Genomic DNA, 17639 nt, shown 5'->3' with positions numbered 1-17639 from the left:
CATGCGGCGGGCACGGGCGTGGCTGCTGCCTGTCCTGGTACGCTGCGCGACGGCGTGGGTGCTGGGCAGCGTGGCGCTGACCAGCGCGGCCGCGACCTGCGCGTGGCCGGACTGGGACGCCTTTCGCCGCCATACGATCAGCCAGGATGGCCGTGTGATCGACGACAGCACTGATCAGCAGGTCACCGTCTCCGAAGGCCAGTCATACGCGCTGTTCTTCGCGCTGGTGGCCAATGACCGCGCCACGTTCGACAAGCTGCTGGCCTGGACCGAGAACAACCTCGCGCAGGGCGATCTGGTTGCGCATCTGCCAGCCTGGCAATGGGGCAAGCGGACCGACGGCGAGCATGCCGGCACCTGGGGCGTGCTCGACCAGAATCCCGCGTCCGATGCCGACCTCTGGATTGCCTATACGCTGCTGGAAGCCGGCCGGCTCTGGAATGAGCGGCGCTACATCGCATTGGGCACACTGGTCGCACGCCGTGTGCTACACGAGGAAACCGCGCTCCTGCCTGGCCTGGGCCGTACGCTGTTGCCGGGCCCGGTCGGCTTTCATCCGTCGCCCGACCTGTGGCGCCTGAATCCCAGCTATGTGCCGTTGCCCGTGATGCGCCGGCTGGCCGCCGTGCTCGGCGAAGACAGCAGTTGGAAAACGCTGGTCGAAACCTCGGCGCGACTGATAGTGACCACCGCGCCGAAGGGCTTCTCGCCCGACTGGGTCGCATACCGGAAGGGGCACGGCTTTGTTCCCGACGCGCAGACGCAGGCGGTCGGCGCATACAACGCCATCCGCGTCTACCTGTGGGCCGGCATGATGGCGCAACGCGATCCGATGCGTACGTCAGTGCTGCACACGTTCCGCCCCATGGCCGATTACGTGGTGACCCATGGTCACCCGCCCGAGCAGGTCGACACGCAAGCCGGCACGTTCGGCCCAAATGCTGGCAATGCGGGGTTCTCGGCTGCCGTGGCCCCCTACCTGGCCGCACTGGGCCTGGCCGATGCCGCGCGCGCGCAGGCCCAGCGCACCCGCACCTTGGCCGGGCGCGAGCCGCTCGGTTACTACAGCCAGGTTCTGGCGCTGTTCGGACTTGGTCATCTCGACGGACAATTCCGCTTTGAAGCGGACGGCACCGTGGTGCCGGCCTGGAAATCCGCATGCCCCGCCACGCGCTAGCCCCCACGCTGGCGCTGTTGCTGGCCAGTTCCGCCATGCCGGTCCTCGCCGCCGATCCCGCCCCCGCCCCCGCTTCACGCGCTGCGCCCTCACGCCAGATGGCGCAACTGCTGGCCTCCGCAAGGATGTGGGACGCCAGGAACCGCGCCGACATGGCGCGCGGTGTTCTGGAAAAGGCGCTGCTGATCGACCCCAACCAGCCAGAAGCATTGAAGCTGATGGGCCTGATCGAAATCCGTTCGAACCGTCCCGTGGAAGCCGAGAAGCTGCTGAAGAAACTGCGCGCAGTGGCCCCGGGAGACGCGACCACGCAGGAGCTCGAAGACGCGTACCGTATCGCCACGCGCGACAAACGCGAAATGGCCAATATCCGCCTGTTGTCGCGCAGCGGCAAGGACGACGAAGCGGTACAGCGGCTGCGCAAGCTGTTTCCGCGCGGTGCGCCCGACGGCGACCTGGCGCGCGACTACTATCGCATCTTGTCCGGCACGCCGGCCGGCCGCACCGAAGCCATCGCCGAGCTGCGCCGCCGCACACGCGCCAATCCGGACGACCTCCAGCTGCAGATGGCGCTGGGCGACCTGTTGACCGATCGCGACGCCACCCGCCAGGAAGGCATGGCGATCCTGTACCGCATTACCCAGCGCCCTGACGGCGATCGCAAGACCGCGCTCGATATCTGGCGTCGCACGCTGTATCGCGTCAACGACGATCCAGCCTACTACGTCTGGTTCGAGCGGTACGTCAAGGAAGTGCCCGACGACAAGGCTGCGCAGGACACGCTTGCCGATCTTGGCAAGCGGGTGACCGCGCAGCAAAAGCTGCAGGCCGATCCGGCCTACCAGGCACGCCAGCGCGGACTGGCGCAACTCGAACGCGGCCAGCTCAAGGATGCCGATGCGACCTTGCAAAAGGCCTACCAGAAACGCCGCAACGATGCCGAGGTGGTGGGCGGCCTTGGCCTGGTACGACTGCGCGAAGGCCGGCATGACGAAGCGCGCGAACTGTTCACGCGTGCCCAGCAACTAGACCCCAGCAACAAGTGGCGCAGCCTGATAGCCACCGCCACGTTCTGGGGCACCGTGGCCAAGGCGCGCCAGTCCAACGCACAAGGCAAGCCCGCCGAAGCCGAAGCGCTGGCCCGCCTGGCGCTGGCCCAGCAGCCAGGCAACGAGGACGCCCAGCACATCCTTGCAGAAGCGCTGGTCGCGCAGGGCAAGAATGATGAAGCCGAACAACTGCTGCGGAACATGCTGGCGCGTGGCAAGCCCGACCTCAACGCGCTGCGTACGCTGGTCGAAATCCTGCAGAAGGAAGGCCGCGATGCCGAAGTGGAACCGCTGATCGCCAGCCAGGAACAACGCATGAAAGGTTCCGCCAGCGAACTGCGGGAGTTGCGCGCCGACCTGCTGTCGGTACGTGCCGACCGCTTGCTGGCCCAGCAGAAGCGCAGTCCGGCCATCGGCGCGCTTGAAGAATCCATTCGCCTGCGCCCCGAAGATCCGTGGACCCGTTTCACCCTCGCGCGCATCTACCGCGACCTGAACCTGCCCGCGCTGGGCCGCAGCGTGATGGACGATGGCATGCGCGCGGCACCCAACAGCGAGATGCGCTACGCGACGGCGCTTTACCTGAACAGCGTCGACGACATCGATGGTGCCGCGACCGTCCTGGCAACGGTACCGCAGGCTGATCGCTCGGAAGGCATGCGCAACCTGGCCAGCAACCTGGCGGCACAGCAGATGCTGCGCGACGCGCGGCAACGCGTGGCCGAAGGCCGCGATGACGAAGCGCGCAAGCTGCTGGATCAGGCGGCAATGGAGGCCAGCAACGATCCGCATATGCTCGCCTCGATCGGCCGCGAGTGGATTGCACTCGGCGAGACCGACAAAGGGTTGCGCCTGGTCAGCGACTGGCTGGCCGCGCACCCCGAGGCGCCGCATATCGACGTGCGCCTGCGCTACGGCGAACTGTTGGCCGCGGCCGACCGCGACGACGACCTGCGCCAATGGATTGCCGACGCAACCGCCCTGCCCGGCATCACGACGGAACAGCGTGCCGACTTTGCCGACCAGTCGCTGCGGCTGGCGATGCGCGAAACCGATCGCCAGATCACGGCCGGCGACCTGAAGCGCGCGCACCAGGTCCTCTACGCGGTACCGGCCGCGCAGCAGACCGATCGCCGCTGGCTGCTGACGCTGGCCGACCTGCGCCAGGCGGCCGGCGACTACCGCGGCGCGGCCGATGCCGCGCGGCAGGTGCTGGCCACCCAGCCGCGCGATGCGGGCGCACAACTCACACTGGCCCGCCAGTACGAGTTGATGGGCCGCACCGACCAGGCGCTCGACATCGTACGCACGGTGCTGGCGGAAACGCCCGAGGACGATATCGACACCCGCCTGTCGGTCGCCCGCCGCTTTACAGCCATGCGCCGCGAGGACGAGGCCGGCGAAGTGGTCGACGCACTCGATGCGCGCTTTCCGGAGCGTGCCGACATCACCATGCAGCGCGGGCGGATTGCGCAGTCGCGTGGCGACTTCGATCAGGCGGCGCAGATCTACCGCAGTGCGCGCGGACTGGAACAGCGTGAAAGCGTGCTGGCCGGCCCGGATGGCACACCGGCACAGCGCGCGCTGGCCGGGCTGGAATCACGGCGCCAGGGCGAGGTGGCAACCGCTGTCATGCAATCGAACAAGTCTGGCGACGACGGTATCTCGAAGCTGCACGCCACCGAGATTCCGCTTTACGTGCGGATTCCGCACGGCTACACCGGCCATATGTTCTTTCACGCCGACACCGTGCTGCTCGATGCCGGCACCTTGCAAGGCGATCGCAACGTCAGCTCCCTGCCCTTCGGCAAGATCCCGGCGCTCGGCAACGCCGGGCTCGGGGCGATCGGCCAGACCGACAAGGGCGTGGCACTGGCCGCCGGCTATGAGTTCAATGGCGCCTACAACAGCTGGCGCGCCGATATCGGCACCACCCCGCTAGGCTTTCTGGAGACCACGGTGGTGGGCGGCCTGCGCTATCGCGCGGACCTGGGCGTGCAGTCGGTCACCGTGGATATCTCGCGCCGCGCACAGACCAGTTCGCTGATTTCCTACGCGGGCGCGCGTGACCCCGTGACCGGTGAAACCTGGGGCGGCATTGTGCGCAATGGCGTGCACCTGCGCTATGCGCGCGATGTCGGGCGCGTCGGCCTGTTTGCCGACGTGGGCTACGGCCTCTACACTGGTGACAACGTAAAGACCAACCGGGAAGTCACGGTGCGCACGGGCTTCGACGTGCCGGTCTATACGCAGCGCGACCAGCGCGTAAGCAGCGGCCTGGTGGTGAACTATTGGCACTATTCCGATAACCAGCGCTTCTATACGTTTGGCCATGGCGGGTATTACAGCCCGCAGCGTTACGTTTCATTTGGCATTCCACTCGACTGGACCGGCCGCTACGCAAAGTGGTCCTGGCGTTTTCTCGGCTCGGCGGGCTGGTCCTTCACTTATGAGAACGACGCGCCGTATTTCCCGACGCGACCGGACCTGCAGGCGCTGAGTGGCAACGCCACATACGGCGGCGGATCGGGCGGCGGGTTCAGCTACACGCTTGGCGCGACCGTGGAGTACACCTTCGCGCCGCACTGGGTGGTGGGTGCCGGCTTCTCGATCGACCGCTCGCGCGACTATGCGCCGAATCGCGCGATGGCATGGCTACGCTACCTGTTCGACAAGCGGCAAATGCCGGTGCCATTCCCGCCAACGCCAGTACGACCATATTCGGCATACTGACCCATGAGCCAGGGCTCCGTGATGAACGACGTCGCACGCAACCTCGCCACATCCCCGCGCACCCCGCTGCTCGCGCGACTGCAGGCGCGCGCCATGCTGGCCATCGAGGGCCTGACGCCCGCACTGGCCACGCTGACGCCGGGCCGTGCCCATGTGGTCTATGCGCAGCCATCTCCCGCACGCGATGCGCTGTTCTGGCAAAGCGCCGCCAGCGCGCTGCGTGGCCCTGCCTGCGTGCTGTCCACACGCGATGCCAGTGAGATTGCCGGCGCACTACGCGAACATGGGCTCGACATTGACGTGAATCGTGCGCTCCATGCGCGCGCCAACCTGTGCGCCTTGCGTCCACAGCCCGGCAAGCAAGGCTTTGAAGCACTGATGGAAGTCTTGCAGGCGCTGGTCGAACAGTGCGGCGCGCGTGGTACCACATTCCTGATCGAGGGTGCCGAGCCATTCTTCTCCTGGCAGGATGCACCCGCGCTGGCCCAGCAAGGCACGCGCCTTGGCGACTGGTGCGCACAGGAGCGCTGCGCGCTATTGCTGGTGATGGCGCCGCCGACGCTCGAGGCTGGTCACGCCGCACCCGACCTGCAGGGATTTCACGGGCGCTTTGCCGGCGCCGTGCAGTTGTCGCAGCAGCAAGGCCAGTACACCTGGGAGGTGGCGTTCTGGCGCGACAACCAGGCCGTGGTGGCCGGCGAACTGATCCGCCTGCGCTTTGCGCCAAACGAACACCGGCTTATGGTGGCGTCCGACACCTATAGCGACACGATCGAGGAAGCCGGCATGCTGGCGCCCGATGAAGATCGCGTGATCGTGAGCCGTGATGCGGTGCTGCGCGAGCGTCATATCCCCGAATCGTGGCGCGTGGTCGACAGTAACGAAGCGGTGGTTGCCACCGCGAGCAAATCGGTGGCGGCCACCGCCGTGCTGCACTATGCGGGCAGCCGCGACCTGGAAATGCTGGCCGGTCAGGTGCACCGCTTGCGGCGCAGTGCCGGACGCGCACTCAAGATCGTGATTCGCGAAGATCGCGAAGCGATGCGCCAGCACTATGAACTGTTGATGCTGAACCTGGGCGCGAATGCCGTGATCGCGCAGCGCACCCCGTTTGCGCGGATGCAGGCCACCATCGACGGCCTGCAGGGACAAGTATTCTCGAGGCCGATCCTGGCCGACTATCACAACGCGCTATCGGCGGTGCTGACCACCACGACCAGCGGCTATGTCACCGCATCGACCTTTGTCGCACTGGTGCGTGATGCGGTGGAGCGCAGCCGGATGGTCCGCCTGCCGCATGTGTTGCTGCAGCTGCCATTGCTGCCCGAGATCGCGCATGTCGACGCATTGCGTGCCTGCCATATGAATCGCGCGGGCGACCTTTGCACCGCCGGCAGCGATTGCCTCTATGTGTTTTTCTTCGCCTGCCGCATGGACGACGTGGATGCGGTATGCCAGCGCGTATTCCGGCGCCCGATGGCCAACCTGTTCCAGGGCGATCTGCGCAGCGGCGACAACGAGTCGATTACCGCGGTGCTGAACCGGTTCGAAGCCGAGGCCGCAACCTATCCACCGCCCGACTACAGTACGTGGTTGCCCGCGCAGACCGAACATCGTTCCGAAGCGCCGGCTGCACGCGACGCCCCCGAAGCTGTATCGGAAGTTGCATCGCCGACACTGCCACTGATACCGCCGCGCCGCGCGACGCCCGCCGCGGCGCCGCGCTCGCTGCCGCAACACCACCCGGTGCCACTCAAACCTCAGGACTGACCCATGCCCATTTTTCTCGGCTATTTCATCTGGGGACTGATACTTGCCGCGCCGCTGTCCTGGCTGATCTGGCGCTTCAACCTGCTGCGCTGGCTGCCACGCTGGTCGGCCGCGCGGCCACGCCGTGCCGTGCGTCTGCCGCCGCAAGCGCAAGCGCTGGTGATTCGCGGCAAGCGCCAGGCCGAGGGGCGTCGATGAAAACCGTGGCAATTGTCTCTACCACGGGCGGCGCCGGCCGCAGCACGCTGACGGCCGAACTGGCGTCGCTGCTGGCATCGCGCAAGCATCAGGTGCTGGCCATCGAATGCGATCCGCGCAATGTGCTCGGCTTCCACTTCGGCATGCGCGAGATTCCATCCGAAGGACTTGGCGCGTTCCTGCATGAAGCCTCGGCCATGGCATGGGCGAAGACGGGCCAGCGCAGTGACGATGGCGTGCTGTTCGTACCCTGGGGCGACAGCACCGAACTCGGCGCCATCGAGCGCCTGGCATCGAACTGGCTCGCACGCCAGCTTGGGCAGGTCGACCTGCCGCCACGCGGCGTGGTGCTGATCGATACCGCGCCATGGCCTTCGGCTTACGCCAACCAGGCGATCGACGCCGCCGACCTAGTGCTTGCGCTGGTGCCGGCACAACCGGAAACCTGCCTGACGCTGCGCCGCTTCACCGACAGTCTTGCCGCACGCGGCAAAGCCGTGCGCTACCTGGCCACGCGTTTGCAGCCGGCGCGGCCCTTGCACGTCGACATCGTTGCCATGCTGCAGGCAATGCTCGGTGCGGACATGCTGCCGTATCACGTGCACGAGGACAGCAGTGTCGCCGACGCCCTGGCGCGCAGCGAAAACTTCAGCCGCAGCACCCCACACTCACAGGCCGCCCATGACCTGAACGGCGTCGCCTCATGGCTGTCGGCCTGGATAGAGTCCGAGGAACTTGGCCAGGCTCAGGGCCAAGGTCAGGGCCAGCGCGGGAGCACATCATGAACGCACGCATGCCAGGGCTGCGCCAATGGATGGTGTCGACGCGCGACCGCCTGGCGCTCCTGCTTGGTGTCGGCATCAGCACCGGTCCGGTGCCGCATCTCGGCGACTGGCTGCTGCGTCTGGTGTTCCAGCCACCGCGGCCCGGCAAGCCCGATATTCCGGCGCAATGGTCCGCGCTTGTCTATCGTCGCGCCGTGGCACGGCTGGGCATCGGCAAGCGTCCACATGCCGGCACCTGGCTATGGCGGCTATTCGTCCGCCCGCCAAAGCCGCGGGTGCGCCTGGCCGCCGATCCGCGCAAGCTGCGCGGCGTCACGGAACCCGACCGCTCGGGCTGGTTGCGCAGGTCGCTAGACCGCGTACTCGAACCGGTCTGGCATGCCGCGGCGCGGCTGCGTCACAAGTTCCTGATGCAACTGCCGCGCCCGGACTGGAACCGTGTGGCGTACGTAACGGAGGGCCTCTCGGCACGCGTCGGCCGTATTCCGTTCGTGGTACCGGTGTCGCTGGTACTGGCCGCCATCGCGGTAATGATCGTCAGTACCACGCCGCTGCCGCTCAAGGACCAGATCGTGCTGTTCGCAGTGGTATGGCTCGTGCTGGCCGTGGTGCGCCGCGTGCCGGGACGGCTGGCAACGCTGACGATGATCGCCATCTCCACGCTGATGGCGGGCCGCTATATCTGGTGGCGCTCCACCCAGACGCTGCAGTTCGCCACCGCCACCGAGGCCGTGGTCGGCTATGTGCTCTACGCCGCCGAGGTCTATACCTGGTTTGTTCTGGCACTTGGCTATCTGCAGACCGCATGGCCGCTGCATCGCAAGCCCAAGCCACTGCCTGCCGACCCCGAGCAATGGCCCACGGTGGACGTGTTCATCCCGACCTACAACGAGTCGCTGAACGTAATCCAGCCCACAGTGTTCGCGGCGCGCAGCATGGACTGGCCCGCGCACAAGCTGCGCGTGTTCATTCTCGATGACGGACGGCGGCCACATATCCGCGAGTTCGCTGAAGCCGCCGGCGTGGGCTACCTGACGCGCACCGACAACCGCCACGCCAAGGCCGGCAATATCAACGCGGCGCTGCCGAAGACCGATGGCGATTACATCGCGATCTTCGACTGCGACCACATCCCCACGCGCTCCTTCCTGCAGATGACGATGGGCGAGTTTCTTGCCGATCCACGCTGCGCGCTGGTTCAGACCCCGCACCACTTCTTCTCACCAGACCCGTTCGAACGCAACTTCGATACGTTCCGGCGCGTACCGAATGAAGGCAGCCTGTTCTACGGCCTGATCCAGGACGGCAACGACTTCTGGAACGCCACGTTCTTCTGCGGATCGTGCGCGGTGATCAAGCGAGACCCGCTGCTGGAAATCGGCGGCATCGCCGTGGAAACCGTGACCGAGGATGCGCACACCGCGCTGAAGCTGCACCGGCTTGGCTACAACAGCGCTTACCTGCGCACGGTGCAGGCGGCGGGCCTGGCCACCGAAAGCCTGTCGGGCCATATTGGCCAGCGCATTCGCTGGGCGCGTGGCATGGCGCAGATTTTCCGGCTCGACAATCCGATGTTCGGCAAGGGCCTCAAGTTCTTCCAGCGGCTGTGCTACAGCAATGCGATGCTGCACTTCTTCTATGGCATTCCGCGGCTGATCTTCCTGACCATGCCGATTGCCTACCTGTATTTCGGGCTGCACGTGATCAACACTTCGGCGCTGCTGATCACTGCCTATGTGCTGCCCTACCTGCTGGTTGCCAACATTACCAACTCGCGCCTGCAGGGTCGCTTCCGGCATTCGTTCTGGGCCGAGGTCTACGAATCGGTGCTCGCGTGGTACATCGTGCTGCCCACCACGGTCGCGTTCATCAACCCGCGGGCTGGCAAGTTCAACGTCACGGCCAAGGGTGGCCAGATCGCCGACGACTACCTGGACTGGACCATCTCCAAACCTTACCTGTTCCTGCTGGCACTGAACGTCATCGGACTCGGGGCAGGTATCGCAAGGCTGCTGTTCTGGGGCACCGACGAGCCAGCCACGGTACTGATGAACATGGCATGGGCGGTGTTCAACCTGATGATGCTCGGTGCCGCGATAGGTGTCGCGCGCGAGGCACGCCAGGTGCGCGTCTCGCACCGCATCCCGATGCGCGTGCCAGCCACGCTGTTGCTGCCCGATGGCCGCACGCTGGCGTGCAAGACCGAGAACTATTCGATGGGCGGGCTCGGCATGGTGCTGCCGATCGACGTGCCGCTGCAGGAAGGCGCGCACGTGGGTGTATGCCTGTCGCGCGGGTCGCGCACCTATCACTTTCCGTCGGTGGTCACGCGCAACGTCAACCGGCACCTGGGCGTGCGCATGGACGACCTGACCGTCGAACGCGAAACGCAGTTGATCCAGTGCACGTTCGGCCGGGCCGACGCATGGATCGACTGGCTTGACGACGAACGCGTGGATGCGCCGCTGCGCAGCCTCAAGGAAGTCATTGAAATGGGCTACCAGGGCTTGCTGCGTCTTTACGACGCGTTCATGGATGCCGTGGACCTGGTCATCGCACGACGCCGGTCGCGCATGCCCTGAGCGCATCGCACCTACTCTGCCCCTGCATCGAGACGACATGGGACTCTGGAACCTCTACTTCCTCGCCAAGCTCTACCTGTTCCATACCGGGCAGATGAAGCCGATATGGATCCTCAATATCGTGTTCGCGCTGCTGCTGGTGGCGCCGATGGAATCGCGCCCGCTGCGCGTGCTGCGCCAGATCCTGGCCATCTGCGTTGGCGCCGCGCTGGCGTGGCGCGAATCCACGCTGCCACCGTTCGAACGCGTGATCGCGCAGTTCTCGAACATCAGCGAATTCACACCGGCCTACCTGGTGGAATTGCTGCAGCGGCTGGTATCGGTCCAACTGGTGGTGGCGGTATTGCTGGTACTGGTGGTCTACCTGCTGGTGAACCGCTGGGTCCGCACCACGACCTTCGTGCTGATTGCGTTGTTTGCCATGCCGTTCTGGTATGGGCTGGGGATCAACCTGCCTGGTGGCAAGGGACCAGCGGTGGCACGCGCCGCGGATAGCCCGCGCGCCGATATCAACGCGACCAACAACTACGACGCCATCCTGGCCGCGTTCCGCGAGCAGGAAGCGCAGCGCAACGCCACGGTGGCGCCGCTGACCGCCAGTCCCGATGCGCAGTTCGACGTCATCGTGCTGCATATCTGCTCGCTGTCGTGGGACGATCTCGATGCGGCCAAGAGCCTGAACCACCCGTTGCTGGCGCGCTTCGACTATCTGTTCAAGAACTTCAGCTCCGCCGCCAGCTACAGTGGCCCGGCGGCGATTCGCGTGCTGCGCGCCGGGTGCGGACAGGAACCGCACAAGAGCCTCTATGATCCGGCGCCGGCTGAATGCCATCTGTTTGCCGATCTGGCACAGGCCGGCTTCACGCCACGGATCCTGATGAACCACGACGGCCGCTTCGACAATTTCCGCACCTATGTGGAACAGGAAATCGGCACGCCGGGCATCAAGATGGAATCGACCGACGGCGTGCCCGTGGCCATGCGCTCGTTCGACGATTCACCGGTATTGAGCGACTTCGCCACGTTCGACCACTGGTACAAGCAGCGCCTGACGCAAGACAAGAAGCCGGTGGCGCTCTACTACAACACGGTGACGCTGCACGATGGCAACCGACTACCGGGCAAGCGGCTGACAAGTATCGAGTCATATCCGCTGCGCCTCAAGGCACTGCTCGACGACGTTGACCGGATCATCGATACGATCAGCAAGTCGGGGCGCAAGGCCGTGGTGGTATTCGTTCCCGAGCACGGCGCCGCGCTGCGTGGCGATCGCAACCAGATCTCGGGCCTGCGCGAGATTCCCACGCCGAACATCATCCACGTGCCAGTCGGCGTGAAGCTGGTGGGGCTGCCGGGCACCGAATCGCCGCAACCGGTGACCATCGATGCGCCGATGAGTTTCCTGGGGCTCTCGCAGCTGGTGTTCAACCTCGTGGCCGACAGCCCGTTCCGCCAGGGTGCACCAGCGCTGTCGCACTACTCGGACGATCTTCCGCAAACGCAGATGGTGGGCGAAAACGAAGGCACGCTCACGATGAAGCGCACCGACGGCTACGTGATCCATACCCCGGATGGCGTCTGGGTGGAACAGAAATGAGCAAAGCCATCACATCACGCAAGGCGGCAATTGCCTACAACGACATCGACGCGCTGGCACAGCATGTGGATGGATTCGACGGAAGCAACTATTTCGACCAGCAGGGCGAAATCGAAACCGCCGAGGCGATACGTAGATGGCCATTGCTGGCTGCGGCGATGGGGTTGGAAATGGCGGCAAATGCTAATGCCGCCACCCCTCGCCAGTAGGACCCGGGACGTCACGCAACGTCACGGAACTGACATAAAGCCTGCCTAGACTCTGGGCCACCTTCCAATTCCCAGCTTCCTCCGTCATGTCCGGCTTCCTGGTGGACCCTTCCGCTGCCCGACCGCGCTTCCGGCAGCCCTGCGCGGAGGATCTGGCCGTGCCCACGCCTTCGGTCACCACGGACCAGACCAACCAGGACGTACTGGAAGTCTTTACGCTGCACCGTGACCTGGACTGCCTGCCGGTCACCGAGCAAGGCAAGCCGATCGGGCTGATCAACCGGTCGATCTTCCTGTCGCAGATGAGCAAGCCGTATCACCGCGAGCTCTACAACCGCAAGAGCTGCATTGCCTTCATGGACAAGGAGCCGCTCGTCGTCGATGCCGCCATGAGCATCGATGCCCTGACGTTCCGTGCCGTGGAGTATGGTGAGAAGGCCCTGGCCGACGGCTTCATCATTGCCCGCGATGGCCAGTACATTGGCCTGGGCCAGGGCCTGCAACTGATGCGCGTGGTGGCCGACATGCAGGCCGAGCGCAATCGCCAGATCATGCATAGCATCGACTATGCAAGCACGATCCAGCGCGCGATGCTGCGCACTTCGCGCGAATCGCTGGCCGCGACGCTGCCCGATGCGGCACTGGTCTGGGAGCCGCGCGATGTGGTTGGCGGCGACTTCTATCATTTTGCCGCGTTCGAGGGCGGCTGGTTCGCCGCGCTGGCCGATTGCACGGGCCACGGAGTACCGGGCGCGTTCATGACGCTGATCGCATCATCGCTACTCACACAGGCACTGGAACAGATGGGACCGCGCGATCCTGGCGCGCTGTTGATGGCCGTGAACCGCGGCATCAAGCAGATGCTTGGGCAGAACGACCGCGAGACGCGCCAGATTCCCGATGCATCCGAATCGGACGACGGCATGGACGCCGCGTTCTTCTGGTTCGACAACGCCACGCGCACGCTGACATTCGCGGGCGCCAAATCGTCGCTGTTCGTACTTCAGCCTGACGCACCCGGCTCGACTGGATCGGCGGACGGCGAGATGATCAACGGCGCGCGGATGGGTGTTGGCTATGTCGACACGACCATGGACTTCATCTGGCACAACAGTACGGTGCCCATGCAGGCCGGCACGCTGGTGTTCGTTACTACCGACGGGCTGATCGACCAGATCGGCGGCCCGAAGGAAATCGCCTTCGGCAAGCGCCGCATGCGCGAAGCAATCTGTGCACGGCGCGAAGCCTCGGCCGCACAGATCAGCGAGTCCGTACTCGATGTGCATCGCGCCTGGCAGGGACAGCAACGCCGCCGGGACGACCTGACCTTCTTCTGCTTCCGCGCGCAGTGAATCCGTTCACCGCGCGCCACACCGCCTGCCCATGACCGCCGCACAATCGATTGACAAGGAATATGAGCCGTTCTTCCAGATGGCTCGGGAACGCAACGTGATCTTCTACTACGTCGGCTATTTTTCGCAGAACATTATCGCCGCCATGTCCGACGCGGTGCGCCTGCAGCTTACCGTCAGCGGCGTCGATGGAACCACGCGGCGCAAACTGTTCTCATCCTTTGTGGAAATGGCACAGAACATCGTGCACTACTCATCCGACTCGCTGACGTCGCCCTCGCAGGCCGATGGCCAGTTGCGCCACGGTTCGGTATGCATCAGCATGGTGGACGAGCACTATCGGCTGATGTGCTCGAACCCGGTGTCATCGGCACGCGTCGAGCAGTTGCGGGGCGCGCTGGAGAAGGTGCGCACGATGACGCTCGATGAAATCAAGCTCGCCTACAAGCAGTCGCTGCGCGCGGAAGCTCCGGAAGGCAGCAAGGGAGCCGGGCTTGGCTTCCTGACAATGGCGCGCGATGCCAGCGCCCCCCTGGAATACAACTTTCAGCCGATCGACACGGACCCGGTCTCGACGATGTTCCAGCTCGTCGCCACCATCTGACACGCCGATCGCACAGAGCCAGCCATGGAAAACCTGTTTATCGCCGCCACGCCAAGCTCGCCCGAGGTGAGCTTCGATTTCGCGCGGCACACGCTCTCGCTCAAAGGCGAGTCCTATCCCGAGAACGCCGCCGTGTTCTATGGCGAGGCCATTGCCCGCCTGCGCAAGTACCTGGCGGATAGCGACAACATCAGCGTGACCGTCAATGTGGCGCTGACCTATTTCAACAGTTCCAGCACCAAGATGCTGTTCAGCATGTTCGACGCGCTCAATGAAGCCGCCGAGCGCGGCAATCACGTGCGCCTGCACTGGTTTCACGATGAGGATGACGACACGATCCTCGAGTTTGGCCAGGAGCTGCACGCCGACTTCCCGGCCATCGACTTCATCGACGAAGTCACTGCCAGCAGTTGAACGCGCCTCGCGATATTCCACCGGCCGCGACCATGTCGGAACCCGACCTGTTCGAATCGGAGAACAGTGTTCTGGCTCATGCCCGGGCCGTGTTCTGCGACGTCGACGCAGGCGAGGAAGCCTATCGCCATACGCTCGGGCAATTGATCAGCTACTACGAGCGGCTGATGCGCGAGACACGCCGGCTGATCCGCCGCAGCGACCGCGAGGAACTGGAAATGAACCGGCTCAACCACCGGTTGCAGGAACTCGCACAAGAACTCGAGTATCGAGCCACGCATGACACGCTGACCGGGGCGCTCAATCGCGGTGCCGTGATCGATCGCGCGTCGGCCGCGCTGGCGCGTGGCAACCTGGCGCTGATCGTGCTCGACATCGACCACTTCAAACGGCTCAATGACGATTTCGGACATCCGGTGGGCGACGCCGTGATTTGCGGCGTGACGGCCTGCCTCAAGGATACGGTGCGTGCGGAAGGCGCGATTGGGCGCGTGGGCGGCGAGGAGTTCGCGGCGCTGCTGCCCGGCTTTACCATGGCCGAAGCACTCGACCTTGCCGAGCGCATGCGCCATGCGATTGCCGGCTACTGTTTCCCCTCCCCCATCAACCGGCAGGTCACCGCGAGCTTTGGCGTCAGCTGGTCCGCGCAGGGACGCACGTTCGAGCACGCCTACGGGCGTGCCGACGAGGCGCTCTACGAAGCCAAGCGTGGCGGGCGCAACCGCGTGACGCAGGCTCTTACGGCTTGATCGCGCGCAGGCTTACGGCCGTCTGCCAAGTTTTTCGGGATGCGTGGCATAGTAGGCCAGCACCAGCGACGCGGTAAACGCCATGCCGGCCACGGCAAAGGCAATCAGCGTCGGGAAGGCAATACCTGAGCTTTCTTTCGACATGCAAGGGCTCCGTCTCGATCGGACCCTTGCATGGTAGGCGTCACGGCCACATTTTGCGAACTGTCTTATAGCCTTGCCCTGGCGACAAGAGCGACAGTCGAGGTTGAACCTATTTCAACCGGAGGCGACGGAACATCATGCGCAGGCAAACAAGATATCGCACAAATACAACGGGTTATCGCACCAATGGCATCACGCGGGGCGAACTCGATGCCCACTTGCGACGGATTGACGAATCCGTGCGACGGATCGACGAATCCATGCAGCAGAACTTCGCGAGGTTCGACCAGCGAATTGCCGAGATGGACCGCAAGTATGACCAGCGAATCACCGAGTCGGACCGCAAGTACGAACAGCGAGTTGCCGAAATGGACCACAGATTTGACCAGCGACTCGCCGAGATGGACCGAAGATTGAGCGATTCAGACAAGGCATTCGATCGACGGCTCAATGATCAGCTGAAACACTTCACGATCCAGGTCGCCGGGATCCGCGAAGAGATGACCGAAATGCGCAAGGAGTCAAAGTTCCTGCGATGGAACATCTGGATCGCCGCGTGTGCCACGCTCATCGGACTGGCAAGCCTGAACGCGACGATCAGCTCAAGCATCATCGGTGCGTTCGAATCGGGCAGGAATACTGCAACTGCCACTGCCGAGGCACGCGCCGGGGCGCCATACAAGCTGGATTAGCGGACCGCGCGCAACGACACGAGCGGCGGTTCGTGACGGCACCGCGCTTTTACTACCGTGACGCCGGCGCCGGCTCTCGCGCAAGTGCCGTGGCGCCGGCCGACGTGGGCGGCAGAATCTGCATGTCGTCACGCGGCTGCGAGGACTGCTGCGACGACATTCGCGGCGGTTCGGGCGCGGCCGGCAACAGATGATTGGTCTGGCGCGACAAGCAGCCAGCGAGCGTCAACAACATCAGGAATCCAGCAAACTTGCGTAGCAGCATGATTTGCACTCCCCGAGATGCGGCATAACGGTTGGTCAGTCAGCAATGACATCCGGAACAAGCCAGGGCTCGACGCGCGCAACGGCCGCTCACTCTCCTTCGCGACCACCCTTCCTGAAGTTATAGATGCACGGTGGGCGAGCGTAAACCGCGTTACATCGAACAGCTGTGCGAATCCATACCAATCACTGGCCGACATGTCCGGCTGCGCTGACATTTTCCCCTCGCCTGTGGGGCAGACAGGACACCATACATTAGCAGACAATCAAGCCCAGTCATGATTGACCCCATGACATTCATCCCGGCCCGCTCGCCCCGCGCAGCGGGCTTTTTTTTGTCTTTGGAGGCTGATCGTTGCCGAGGATTCAGGCAGCCCCGACTAAAGCGGGGTCAAGATCGAGGCGAACATTGCCGAGACCAAAGGGTTATACACAAACGTCTTTGGAGATTGACTTGCTGACTATCCGCTTGCTGGCCTATGGCCTCGCTGCATCGATTCTTGCTGGCTGCGCCGTTGGCCGCGGCACCGTCGACATCACGGCACCTCAAGCATCAAACCCCGCAACCGGCAAATATGTGCGCATCGAATCGGTGCTCGACAAGCGCACGTTCGAGGCCGCGCCACCTACCGCAGACATCGCGTCGCTGGATCCTGACGAAGACAATAGCGATACGTCCAGGGCCCGTGCAATTGGCCGAAAGCGAAACAGCTACGGAAAAGCGCTTGGTGACATCGTGCTGCCAGAAGGCAAGACAGTCTCGGGACTCGTGGAAAAGGCCCTCGCCACTGGCTTCCAGCAAGCCGGCTATGTCGTCGTGAACAAAGGCGATCCAAACTTCGAAGCCGCCGCGCCGGTCAACGCGAAGATCATCGACTTCTGGGCATGGTTCCAGCCAGGATTCTGGGCCATCAGCGTAAATCACAAATCCGAGTTGCAGCTGAACGGCAATATCGACGGCCTGCACGGACAGGAAACTATCAAGACCCGCGTGACCGAGTCGCGCCAGATAGCGTCTTCCAGCGAGTGGAAGGAAATTGTGGAAAAGGGCCTGGCGTCGATCGCGGAGCAAACCAAGACGTTGCTTTCGCATTGACGGGAGTTGCGTCACCCCCGTGCGAACGAAAATGCCCGCTGACGCGGGCATTTGTATTCTGGCGGAGAGAGGGGGATTCGCCTACACGGGCGCAGGCCGCGGATTCGCCTGCAGGCGAATCCCTTCGAATACCCCGCGCAGGCCAAACTGTTGGCCTGCTTCTCTCCGGGAACGAAAATGCCCGCTGACGCGGGCATTTGTATTCTGGCGGAGAGAGGGGGATT

General features: G+C 64.2%; 16 protein-coding genes. 14 read left to right on the top strand and 2 right to left on the bottom strand.

Translation table 11 applies throughout. The annotated features are described in order from the left end of the window. Position 1 precedes the first annotated feature (1 nt). The 12 genes from bcsZ (at position 2) to ACO550_RS33080 (ending at position 15219) form a co-directional block, all read left to right on the top strand. Positions 2-1177 carry a cellulose synthase complex periplasmic endoglucanase BcsZ gene (bcsZ, locus tag ACO550_RS33135; RefSeq protein ID WP_315597468.1) on the top strand — a complete coding sequence of 392 codons (1176 nt, stop codon included), beginning with the start codon at positions 2-4 and terminating at the stop codon, positions 1175-1177. Beyond that, a complete protein-coding gene (locus ACO550_RS33130; protein ID WP_315597467.1) occupies positions 1159-4959 on the top strand; it encodes a cellulose synthase subunit BcsC-related outer membrane protein in 3801 nt (1266 codons plus the stop codon). The genes bcsZ and ACO550_RS33130 overlap by 19 nt, the downstream gene beginning before the upstream one ends. 3 nt (positions 4960-4962) lie before the next feature. After that, the gene (bcsE, locus tag ACO550_RS33125; RefSeq protein WP_485995084.1) at positions 4963-6729 is read left to right on the top strand and encodes a cellulose biosynthesis protein BcsE; all 1767 of its coding nucleotides are present in this window, start codon (positions 4963-4965) and stop codon (positions 6727-6729) included. A gap of 3 nt (positions 6730-6732) precedes the next feature. Next, positions 6733-6927, top strand: coding sequence for a hypothetical protein (locus ACO550_RS33120; RefSeq protein WP_315598890.1), 195 nt, complete (start codon positions 6733-6735; stop codon positions 6925-6927). After that, on the top strand, positions 6924-7712 hold the full coding sequence (gene bcsQ, locus ACO550_RS33115) for a cellulose biosynthesis protein BcsQ (RefSeq protein WP_315598889.1): 789 nt from the start codon (positions 6924-6926) through the stop codon (positions 7710-7712). Before ACO550_RS33120 ends, bcsQ begins: the two co-directional genes overlap by 4 nt. Continuing rightward, the gene (gene bcsA, locus ACO550_RS33110) at positions 7709-10294 is read left to right on the top strand and encodes a UDP-forming cellulose synthase catalytic subunit (RefSeq protein WP_485995083.1); all 2586 of its coding nucleotides are present in this window, start codon (positions 7709-7711) and stop codon (positions 10292-10294) included. Before bcsQ ends, bcsA begins: the two co-directional genes overlap by 4 nt. Positions 10295-10331: 37 nt before the next feature. After that, the gene (bcsG, locus tag ACO550_RS33105; protein ID WP_315598851.1) at positions 10332-11891 is read left to right on the top strand and encodes a cellulose biosynthesis protein BcsG; all 1560 of its coding nucleotides are present in this window, start codon (positions 10332-10334) and stop codon (positions 11889-11891) included. Then, positions 11888-12100 carry a BcsR/BcsP family cellulose biosynthesis protein gene (gene bcsR / locus ACO550_RS33100; protein WP_315598850.1) on the top strand — a complete coding sequence of 71 codons (213 nt, stop codon included), beginning with the start codon at positions 11888-11890 and terminating at the stop codon, positions 12098-12100. The genes bcsG and bcsR overlap by 4 nt, the downstream gene beginning before the upstream one ends. Positions 12101-12186: 86 nt before the next feature. Beyond that, entirely contained in the window at positions 12187-13452 is a 1266-nt protein-coding gene (locus tag ACO550_RS33095; protein WP_315598849.1) for a SpoIIE family protein phosphatase, read from the top strand. Positions 13453-13483: 31 nt separating this feature from the next. Beyond that, on the top strand, positions 13484-14056 hold the full coding sequence (locus ACO550_RS33090; RefSeq protein ID WP_315598848.1) for a SiaB family protein kinase: 573 nt from the start codon (positions 13484-13486) through the stop codon (positions 14054-14056). Positions 14057-14080: 24 nt separating this feature from the next. Further along, positions 14081-14470, top strand: a complete 390-nt coding sequence (locus ACO550_RS33085) for a DUF1987 domain-containing protein (protein ID WP_315598847.1) — start codon at positions 14081-14083, stop codon at positions 14468-14470. A 32-nt stretch (positions 14471-14502) separates the two neighbouring features. Beyond that, complete coding sequence (locus ACO550_RS33080) at positions 14503-15219, top strand: diguanylate cyclase (protein ID WP_315598846.1); 717 nt, start codon at positions 14503-14505, stop codon at positions 15217-15219. A 12-nt stretch (positions 15220-15231) separates the two neighbouring features. On the opposite strand, the gene ACO550_RS33075 is transcribed toward ACO550_RS33080, so the two are convergent. After that, a complete protein-coding gene (locus tag ACO550_RS33075; protein WP_315598845.1) occupies positions 15232-15363 on the bottom strand; it encodes a hypothetical protein in 132 nt (43 codons plus the stop codon). 137 nt (positions 15364-15500) lie between these two features. On the opposite strand from ACO550_RS33075, the gene ACO550_RS33070 reads away from it, so the two are divergent. After that, entirely contained in the window at positions 15501-16055 is a 555-nt protein-coding gene (locus ACO550_RS33070) for a hypothetical protein (protein WP_315598844.1), read from the top strand. A gap of 52 nt (positions 16056-16107) precedes the next feature. On the opposite strand, the gene ACO550_RS33065 is transcribed toward ACO550_RS33070, so the two are convergent. Further along, entirely contained in the window at positions 16108-16320 is a 213-nt protein-coding gene (locus ACO550_RS33065) for a hypothetical protein (protein WP_315598843.1), read from the bottom strand. A gap of 453 nt (positions 16321-16773) precedes the next feature. Between ACO550_RS33065 and ACO550_RS33060 the strand changes: the two genes are divergently transcribed. Beyond that, entirely contained in the window at positions 16774-17415 is a 642-nt protein-coding gene (locus ACO550_RS33060; RefSeq protein ID WP_315598842.1) for a flagellar biosynthesis protein, read from the top strand. The last annotated feature ends 224 nt before the right edge of the window (positions 17416-17639 follow it).

The organism is Cupriavidus sp., from assembly GCF_057315035.1.
Note: the sequence above shows the minus strand (reverse complement) of the source record. Positions and strands in the feature narration are given on the sequence as shown.

Excerpts from the sequence above, each read along its gene's own strand:
- bcsZ (WP_315597468.1), top strand. The coding sequence starts at position 2 with ATGCGGCGGGCACGGGCGTGGCTGCTGCCTGTCCTGGTACGCTGCGCG.
- bcsQ (WP_315598889.1), top strand. The coding sequence starts at position 6,924 with ATGAAAACCGTGGCAATTGTCTCTACCACGGGCGGCGCCGGCCGCAGC.
- ACO550_RS33095 (WP_315598849.1), top strand. The coding sequence starts at position 12,187 with ATGTCCGGCTTCCTGGTGGACCCTTCCGCTGCCCGACCGCGCTTCCGG.
- ACO550_RS33120 (WP_315598890.1), top strand. The coding sequence starts at position 6,733 with ATGCCCATTTTTCTCGGCTATTTCATCTGGGGACTGATACTTGCCGCG.
- ACO550_RS33070 (WP_315598844.1), top strand. The coding sequence starts at position 15,501 with ATGCGCAGGCAAACAAGATATCGCACAAATACAACGGGTTATCGCACC.
- ACO550_RS33065 (WP_315598843.1), bottom strand. The coding sequence starts at position 16,320 with ATGCTGCTACGCAAGTTTGCTGGATTCCTGATGTTGTTGACGCTCGCT.
- ACO550_RS33080 (WP_315598846.1), top strand. The coding sequence starts at position 14,503 with ATGTCGGAACCCGACCTGTTCGAATCGGAGAACAGTGTTCTGGCTCAT.
- bcsR (WP_315598850.1), top strand. The coding sequence starts at position 11,888 with ATGAGCAAAGCCATCACATCACGCAAGGCGGCAATTGCCTACAACGAC.
- ACO550_RS33085 (WP_315598847.1), top strand. The coding sequence starts at position 14,081 with ATGGAAAACCTGTTTATCGCCGCCACGCCAAGCTCGCCCGAGGTGAGC.
- ACO550_RS33130 (WP_315597467.1), top strand. The coding sequence starts at position 1,159 with ATGCCCCGCCACGCGCTAGCCCCCACGCTGGCGCTGTTGCTGGCCAGT.
- ACO550_RS33090 (WP_315598848.1), top strand. The coding sequence starts at position 13,484 with ATGACCGCCGCACAATCGATTGACAAGGAATATGAGCCGTTCTTCCAG.
- bcsA (WP_485995083.1), top strand. The coding sequence starts at position 7,709 with ATGAACGCACGCATGCCAGGGCTGCGCCAATGGATGGTGTCGACGCGC.
- bcsE (WP_485995084.1), top strand. The coding sequence starts at position 4,963 with ATGAGCCAGGGCTCCGTGATGAACGACGTCGCACGCAACCTCGCCACA.
- ACO550_RS33075 (WP_315598845.1), bottom strand. The coding sequence starts at position 15,363 with ATGTCGAAAGAAAGCTCAGGTATTGCCTTCCCGACGCTGATTGCCTTT.
- bcsG (WP_315598851.1), top strand. The coding sequence starts at position 10,332 with ATGGGACTCTGGAACCTCTACTTCCTCGCCAAGCTCTACCTGTTCCAT.